This is a genomic window from Streptomyces aurantiacus (assembly GCF_001418335.1).
GTDB classification, from domain to species: Bacteria; Actinomycetota; Actinomycetes; order Streptomycetales; family Streptomycetaceae; genus Streptomyces; species Streptomyces aurantiacus.
In genome coordinates this window covers 1-7,865 of the sequence record NZ_LIPP01000291.1, presented here as the reverse complement: position 1 = coordinate 7,865, position 7,865 = coordinate 1, and the positions used below count along the sequence as shown (strand labels likewise).

The following is a 7,865-nucleotide window of genomic DNA, read 5'->3' as shown; positions in this document are numbered from 1 at the left end:
GTCCTTCTTTCCTCAGGGGTGTCATGGGCCGGCGGTACGGTTCGCACGGCTGACCGCACCATTCTCCCAGCTGGCCACGCATCCACGAAAACGGCTTTTCATCGCCCCCGCCGCCCCTACCCTTCCCGTCGCTTCTGGGGGCGGCAGCCCCCAGAAGCGACGGGAAGGGTAGGGGCGGCGGGGGCGATGAAAAGCCGTTTTCGTGGATGCGTGGCCAGCTGGGAGAATGGTGCGGTCAGCCGTGCGAACCGTACCGCCGGCCCATGACACCCCTGAGGAAAGAAGGACGTGCCGATCGTGGCTCAGAGCACCGAGACCACCGACTGGGTCTCCCGTTTCGCGGATGAGGTCATCGAGGAGTCGGAGCGCCGAGCCCCGGGAAAACCCGTCGTCGTCGCGTCCGGACTGTCCCCCTCCGGTCCCATCCACCTGGGCAACCTGCGCGAGGTCATGACCCCGCACCTCGTCGCCGACGAGATCCGGCGCCGCGGCCACGAGGTCAGGCACCTGATCTCGTGGGACGACTACGACCGGTACCGGAAGGTGCCGAACGGCGTTCCGGGCACCGACGCGTCCTGGGCCGAGCACATCGGCAGGCCCCTGACCGCCGTACCCGCCCCGCAGGGCTCCCCCTACCCGAACTGGGCCGAGCACTTCAAGGCCGCCATGGTCGAGGCGCTCGCGGAGATGGGCGTCGAGTTCGACGGGATCAGCCAGACCGAGCAGTACACCTCGGGCGTCTACCGCGAGCAGATCCTGCACGCGATGAAGCACCGCGGTGACATCGACGCGATCCTCGACCAGTACCGCACCAAGAAGGCCCCCGCCAAGAAGCAGCAGTCGCAGAAGCCTCTCGACGAGGCCGAGCTCGAAGCGGCCGAGGGGTCCGGCGCGGCCGCCGAGGACGACGGCACCGGCTCCGCCGGATACTTCCCGTACAAGCCCTACTGCGGTGACTGCGGCAAGGACCTCACCACCGTCACGGCCTACGACGACGACACCACCGAGTTGACGTACACCTGCGCCGAGTGCGCCTTCTCGGAGACCGTCCGGCTCAGCGAGTTCAACCGCGGCAAGCTCGTCTGGAAGGTCGACTGGCCGATGCGCTGGGCCTACGAGGGCGTCGTCTTCGAGCCCAGCGGCGTCGACCACTCCTCGCCAGGGTCCAGCTTCCAGGTCGGCGGCCGGATCGTCGGCGGCATCTTCGGCGGCAAGCAGCCCATCGGGCCCATGTACGCCTTCGTGGGGATCTCCGGGATGGCGAAGATGTCGTCCTCCAAGGGCGGCGTGCCCACCCCGGGCGACGCGCTGAAGATCATGGAGCCGCAGCTCCTGCGCTGGCTCTACGCCCGCCGCAGGCCCAACCAGTCGTTCAAGATCGCCTTCGACCAGGAGATCCAGCGGCTCTACGACGAGTGGGACAAGCTGGCAGGCAAGGTCGCCGACGGCACGGCCCTCCCGGGGGACGTCGCCGCCCACGCGCGCGCCGTCGGCACCGCCGCGGGCGAGCTTCCGCGGACGCCCCGCCCGATGGCCTACCGCACCCTCGCCTCCGTCGCCGACATCACCGCAGGCGCCGAGGACCAGACCCTGCGCATCCTCAGTGAACTCGACCCCGCAGACCCGATCACGTCGCTCGACGAGGTCAGGCCGCGCCTCGACAGGGCCGAGGCCTGGATCAACACCCAGGTCCCCGCCGACCAGCGCACCGTCGTCCGGGCCGAGGCCGACACCGACCTGCTCAAGTCCCTCGACGACCAGGGCCGCGCCTCCCTGCGGCTGCTGCTCGACGGCCTCGACACGCACTGGTCGCTGGACGGTCTCACCCACCTCGTGTACGGCGTTCCGAAGGTCCAGGCCGGCTTCCCCGCCGACGCGGGCCCCAAGGAACTCCCGGCGGAGATCAAGGTCGCCCAGCGCACGTTCTTCGCGCTGCTCTACCACCTGCTCGTCGGCCGCGACACCGGCCCGCGCCTGCCCACCCTGCTCCTCGCCGTGGGCCAGGAGCGGGTGAGGAAGCTGCTCGGCGAGTAGGCGGCAGGCCGCACCACGGTCGTCGTACGTGGCTGGCTGTACGTGGCTGGGGGCGCCCGGAGATCTCCGGGCGCCCCCAGCCACGTACCCACTCGCTAAGCGCGCTTGTCGTTACGGTCGTTACGCGATGTGGTCTTCCTGGAGTTCCGCCGTGTGGCGAGCGGTGAAGCGGGTGACCAGCCGGTCGGCCTCGCGCTGCGGAAGGACGTTGCCGTACGTCGCCTCCACGTCACCCCTGAGCTGACCCGAGGTCGGATAGCTGCCGTCTATCGACTTCTTGAAGACCATGTAGTAGTCCTCCTCCGTCGGTGTCGGCTCCGGAGTGCCGCCGCCCGCCCCCATTTCACGGGTGCGTCCCGGTCCTGCCGGGATCGGGAAGGTGCCGGTGTCCTCCGGAGAGAATTCCGGAGGGAATTCCGGGGAGGGGTCCGGGGCCGGCGGTTCCTCGTACTGTTGCGGCGGGAACGTCTCCTGCTCGAACTGCCGCTGCTCCTCGAACCGCCGCTGCGCCCTGAACTGCCGCTGCTCCTCGAACTGTTCGGCCCGCCGCTGTTCCTCGATCCACTCGGTGTCCGCGGTCTCCAGGTCGAACGCCGGGTCGTACGTCGGGTCGTAGCCGCCCTGGTACTCGACGGACTGGGGGTCCCGCGCATGGAGCCACTGATTCTGCGGCTCGGCGTGGTCCGGTCCCTCGGGGAATTCGTCGCCCTCGGGAGCGGGACCCTGCGTCCGGGCCCGTGCCGTCTCGGGGGTGCGGCTGCCCGTGGCCGCGTCGGCCGCCGCCAAGGCGGGCTCCAGAGCGGGCTGCGGCGCCGGCGGCAGCAGCGCGGGCTCGATGCCCGCCGCCGCCAGGCCCGAAGGGGCCGTCTCCGCCAGCGGCACGCCGTAACGGGCCAGCCGCAGCGGCATCAGGGACTCCACCGGGGCCTTGCGGCGCCAGGCCCGGCCGAAGCGGGAGCGCAGCCGTGCCTGGTAGACGAGACGTTCCTGCTCCAGCTTGATGACCTGCTCGTAGGAGCGCAGCTCCCACAGCTTCATCCGGCGCCACAGCAGGAACGTGGGGAGCGGGGAGAGCAGCCAGCGGGTGAGGCGCACGCCCTCCATGTGCTTGTCGGCCGTGATGTCCGCGATCCGGCCGATCGCGTGCCGGGCCGCCTCCACGGAGACCACGAACAGGATCGGGATCACCGCGTGCATGCCCACGCCCAGCGGGTCCGGCCAGGCGGCGGCGCCGTTGAACGCGATCGTCGCCACCGTCAGCAGCCACGCCGTCTGGCGCAGCAGCGGGAAGGGAATCCTGATCCAGGTGAGGAGCAGGTCGAGCGAGAGCAGGACGCATATCCCCGCGTCGATACCGATCGGGAAGACGTAGCTGAACCGCCCGAAGCCCTTCTCCAGAGCGAGTTCGCGCACCGCCGCGTAGGAACCGGCGAAGCCGATGGCGGCGATGACGACCGCTCCGAAGACGACCACCCCGATGAGAATCCGGTGCGTCTTCGTGAGCTCGATGGGCGCGGTCACCCGTACTCCCCTTCCGTTACGACGTGTTGCGCGCAACAGAGTGGCACATGTGTACGGGGTACGAGTGCCCGGTACGGTCGGAGGCCGCGAAATCGGCCCCCCGGCAGTCCCCCCGGCGGTCCCCCCGCCAGGCCTTCGGCAGGGCTTCCTCAGTCCTTCGTCAGTCCTTCTTGGTCGCGGACTTGCTGGGGCTCGCGCCGTCGTCGGACCCCTTGCCGAGGCTCGACCCCTTGCCGGCCGCCTTGCTCGGGCTCGCGCTCACGCTCGCACTGGCGCTGTTGCCCGGCGTCGCCCCGGCGCCCGAACCGGACCCGGCGCCACTGCCGTCGCCGCCGCCGTCGTTCGCGGTCACGACCGCCTGGACGGCTTCCTTCGCGGCCTTCTGCGCCGCCTTCTGCAGATCGGCGGCCTTCGGGGAGTCATCACCCGCGAGACCCGCGCCGTTGTAGTCGACCGTCACGACGACGTTCTCGACCCGCGTCACGAGCGTCTGCTGCTTGAAGGTGCCTTCCTTCTTCTTCAGGTCGTACGTCACCAGCGTCGCCTCGTTGCCCGTGCCGGACACCGGCTGCGACTTGGTGTTCTTCGCGTCCGCCACCGAGCGCGCGTCCTCGGCGTGCTTCGTGTAGTACTCCCCGGCCAGCTTCTCGCCCGTGCCACGGCTTTCGTCCGACTCGAAACGCAGCAGCGACACGTTCAGCCAGCGGAACTGCGAACCCTTCACACCCTTGTTGTCCAGGCTGTCCCAGGAGCAGTTGCCGCGCGTCGCGATGTCGTCCGACTCGCCCTCCTTGTTGGACTTGGTGCCCTTGGGGACCAAATCCTTCAGCGTCTTCGACGAGAACACCTTGCACGGCTCGGGAAGCTTCGCGTACGCCGCCTCCTTCACCACCGTGCCCGCCTCCGTGGCGGAGGACGAGGCCGAGGCGCCGGAGTTCTTCTTCGCGTCGTCGCCGGAGCCGTCGCCGGAGTCCGAGGAGCAGCCGGAGGCGACGAGCATCACCGGGAGGGCGGCCGCCCCCACGACGATGCGGGTGAGTCGCTGACGGTGTCGCTGTACGGATCGGTGCATGGTTCCTTCACTCAAGACGATCGGGTACGTGCGAACGGCGGCGTTCTCCGCCGGCCGCACTCGGTCGTGTCCGAGGGGCCACGGTACGCCGAACGGGACATGTGCGGCGCAGGTTCCGCCGAGGCCGAAAACCCCGCCGAACGCCCCTAACCGCTGAACGTCCCGGCGAGCTGGCCCGCCAGTTTCCGCGCCCTGTCCTGCATGTCCTCGCTGCTCGGGACGTCCGTCGTGGTCGCCGGCTGCTCGTCGTACTGGATCGTCACGACCACGTTGGACGTGCGGAACACCACAGTCACCGTGCGCCGCCCGGAGTCGTTCAGCGCGTCGTCGAGGAACGCCGTGTCGCCCAGACCGTCGAGCGTGCGGGGCTGGAGGGCGGCCGGGGTGGAACCCGGGACACCGGATTCGCCGGAACCCGACGTCGCGTCGGAACCGGACTCCTCCGAGCCGGCCTCCTCCGAAACGGAGGGGGACGCGGCGGAGCCGGATGACGCCGACGCCCCTGACGACCCAGACGAATCGGTTGAGTCGGGCGACTCGGACGCATCAGGTGAATCAGGCGTATCGGGGGTATCAGGTGAGTCGGATGACGTTGCGACCGGCTCCGGGAGGTCCGCCGCCACCTCCTTCTTCACGTAGATCTCCGTCGCGCGGTCGTCGTCGCTCACCGCGTTGTCGTACGAGACCACCCGCTCGAAATCCACCAGCAGATGGTCCGTCGCGGTCGGCGACTCCGCCTTCCAGCGACAGCCGACCTTCCGGTCCGTGTCGTACGTGACCGTCGCCGTGCCCTCGTACGCCTTCTCGCGCTGCTCCTCGTCCGTCAGCTGCTCGATGCCCGGCAGCAGCGAGTCCAGCGTGCTCTGCGACACCGCGCCGCAGGGCTCCGGGAGCGTGCGGTACTTGCCGGGCTGGGCCGCGGTGGCCGTCGTCGCCGAGCTGCCCGGCTTCGCGTCGTCGGCGCTGCCGCCGTCCGACGATCCGCCGGTGCAGCCGGCCAGCAGCGCCGCGAGGAGCGCGGCGACGCCGGGTACGTACGCCTTCCGCTGCACGGTGGGGCTCCTCTCGACACGTCGCTCGAAATGCTCGCGACCAGGATGTCCTGTGGTTATTCGGTTGCCGCACGGGGGTGGCCCCTGGAGACAATGTGTATCGCACGCACTGCCGTGGATGCCGGTCCGCTGTCCCAATCGTTGGCCTTGGCGCCGGTTTTGCGATGTGAGACTTCTGTAGGTTTTCCGGGGGAATGAGGACGATATGTCATACGTGGAAATGCCGGGGGCGAAGGTTCCGATCCGTATGTGGGCGGATCCGGCGTCGGTGGACGACGGCGCGATGCAGCAGCTGCGCAACGTCGCCACGCTGCCCTGGATCAAGGGCCTGGCCGTCATGCCGGACGTGCACTACGGGAAGGGCGCGACGGTCGGGTCGGTCATCGCGATGCAGGGTGCGGTGTGTCCCGCGGCGGTCGGGGTGGACATCGGCTGCGGCATGTCGGCGGTCAAGACGTCCCTGACGGCCAACGACCTGCCGGGAGACCTTTCCCGGCTCCGGTCGAAGGTGGAAGAGGCGATTCCGGTGGGCCGAGGAATGCATGACAGCCCGGTCGACCCGGGACGGATGCACGGGTTCGCCACCGGAGGGTGGGACGACTTCTGGGGGCGGTTCGACGGGGTCGCGGAAGCGGTCAAGTTCCGTCAGGGACGCGCCACGAAGCAGATGGGCACGCTTGGATCCGGAAATCACTTTGTCGAGATTTGCCTGAGCGAGGACGGCTCGGTCTGGCTCATGCTGCATTCCGGATCCCGGAACATCGGCAAGGAACTGGCCGAGCACCACATCGGTATCGCCCAGCGGCTTTCGCACAATCAGGGCCTGATCGATCGTGACCTCGCCGTCTTCATTGCGGACACTCCGCAGATGGCGGCGTACCGCAACGACCTTTTCTGGGCGCAGGAGTACGCGAAATACAACCGCTCGCTCATGATGGCGCTGCTGAAGGGAGTGATCGGCAAGGAGTTCAAGAAAGCGAAGCCGACCTTCGAGGCCGAGATCAGCGCACACCACAACTACGTGGCCGAGGAGCGCTACGAGGGCATGGACCTGCTCGTCACCCGCAAGGGGGCGATCCGCGCGGGCTCCGGAGAGTACGGGATCATTCCGGGCTCGATGGGCACGGGCTCGTACATCGTGAAGGGCCTCGGCAACGAGAAGGCCTTCAACTCGGCCTCGCACGGGGCGGGCCGGCGGATGAGCCGCACCGCCGCCAAGCGTCGCTTCTCGACGAAGGACCTGGAGGAGCAGACACGGGGTGTGGAGTGCCGGAAGGACTCCGGCGTCGTGGACGAGATCCCGGCCGCGTACAAGCCGATCGAGCAGGTCATCGACCAGCAGCGGGACCTGGTCGAGGTCGTGGCGAAGCTGAAGCAGGTCGTGTGCGTGAAGGGTTGAGCGGGTGTGTGTCGGCCCCGAGCCGGATCGGCTCGGGGCCGTCGCCCGATCGGCAGCGGCTGTACTACTTCGCGTGCATGACCGCGTAGATCATCACGAACGCCACGATGTGGATGCCGAAGAGGAAGTACGCCAGGTACCACCAGACGTAGCGTTCGTCCTTCTTCTCCTGGGCCAGGCGGCGTTGCTCCTGCTCCCGGGCGGGCGATGCCTCGGTGGGCGGTGGCACGGTGTCCGGCTCCCGCGGCGGTTCGGTGTCCGGCACTACAGCTCCCTGTGGACCTTCGTGTTGGAGGCCTGGGCGCGGGGGCGTACCACCAGGAGGTCGATGTTGACGTGGGAGGGGCGGGTGACCGTCCATGTGATCGTGTCGGCGACGTCCTCGGCGGTGAGGGGTTCGGCCACCCCGGCGTAGACCTTCGCGGCCTTCTCGGTGTCGCCGCCGAAGCGGGTCAGGGCGAACTCGTCGGTCCGCACCATGCCGGGGGCGATCTCGATGACCCGTACCGGTGTGCCGACGATCTCCAGACGGAGGGTCTCGGCGAGGACGTGCTCGGCGTGCTTGGCGGCCACGTAGCCGGCGCCGCCCTCGTAGGTGCTGAGGCCCGCGGTCGAGGAGACCACGACCACCGTGCCGTCGCCCGACGCGGTCAGCGCGGGGAGGAGGGCCTGGGTGACGTTGAGCGTGCCGATGACGTTCGTCTCGTACATCTGGCGCCACTGGTCCGGGTCGCCGGACGCGACCGGGTCGGCGCCGAGCGCGCCGCCCGCGTTGTTGATCAGGACG

Annotated in this window: 7 protein-coding genes; 2 read left to right on the top strand and 5 right to left on the bottom strand. The window is 69.1% G+C overall.

What is annotated here, in order from left to right; genetic code table 11:
- The first annotated feature begins 288 nt into the window (after window positions 1–288).
- Window positions 289–2,034 carry a lysine--tRNA ligase gene (lysS, locus tag AOK01_RS31590; protein WP_055517681.1) on the top strand — a complete coding sequence of 582 codons (1,746 nt, stop codon included), beginning with the start codon at window positions 289–291 and terminating at the stop codon, window positions 2,032–2,034.
- 120 nt (window positions 2,035–2,154) lie between these two features.
- On the opposite strand, the gene AOK01_RS31585 is transcribed toward lysS, so the two are convergent.
- From AOK01_RS31585 to AOK01_RS31575, 3 genes are all read right to left on the bottom strand, one after another.
- Complete coding sequence (locus tag AOK01_RS31585; protein ID WP_055517679.1) at window positions 2,155–3,555, bottom strand: DUF2637 domain-containing protein; 1,401 nt, start codon at window positions 3,553–3,555, stop codon at window positions 2,155–2,157.
- Between the two features lie 160 nt (window positions 3,556–3,715).
- Window positions 3,716–4,627, bottom strand: a complete 912-nt coding sequence (locus tag AOK01_RS31580) for a DUF3558 family protein (RefSeq protein WP_055517678.1) — start codon at window positions 4,625–4,627, stop codon at window positions 3,716–3,718.
- 146 nt (window positions 4,628–4,773) lie between these two features.
- A complete protein-coding gene (locus AOK01_RS31575) occupies window positions 4,774–5,679 on the bottom strand; it encodes a hypothetical protein (RefSeq protein WP_055517676.1) in 906 nt (301 codons plus the stop codon).
- 205 nt (window positions 5,680–5,884) lie between these two features.
- Between AOK01_RS31575 and AOK01_RS31570 the strand changes: the two genes are divergently transcribed.
- Window positions 5,885–7,078 carry an RtcB family protein gene (locus AOK01_RS31570; protein ID WP_055517674.1) on the top strand — a complete coding sequence of 398 codons (1,194 nt, stop codon included), beginning with the start codon at window positions 5,885–5,887 and terminating at the stop codon, window positions 7,076–7,078.
- 64 nt (window positions 7,079–7,142) lie between these two features.
- On the opposite strand, the gene AOK01_RS31565 is transcribed toward AOK01_RS31570, so the two are convergent.
- Complete coding sequence (locus tag AOK01_RS31565) at window positions 7,143–7,343, bottom strand: hypothetical protein (protein ID WP_055517673.1); 201 nt, start codon at window positions 7,341–7,343, stop codon at window positions 7,143–7,145.
- Window positions 7,343–7,865: SDR family NAD(P)-dependent oxidoreductase (locus tag AOK01_RS31560; protein ID WP_055517671.1), on the bottom strand; the 523-nt coding region annotated here is incomplete at its 5' end. The genes AOK01_RS31565 and AOK01_RS31560, both read right to left, overlap by 1 nt.

What these genes read in the sequence shown, in the direction of transcription:
- AOK01_RS31580 (WP_055517678.1), bottom strand. Translation starts at nt 4,627, where the DNA reads ATGCACCGATCCGTACAGCGACACCGTCAGCGACTCACCCGCATCGTC.
- AOK01_RS31570 (WP_055517674.1), top strand. Translation starts at nt 5,885, where the DNA reads ATGTCATACGTGGAAATGCCGGGGGCGAAGGTTCCGATCCGTATGTGG.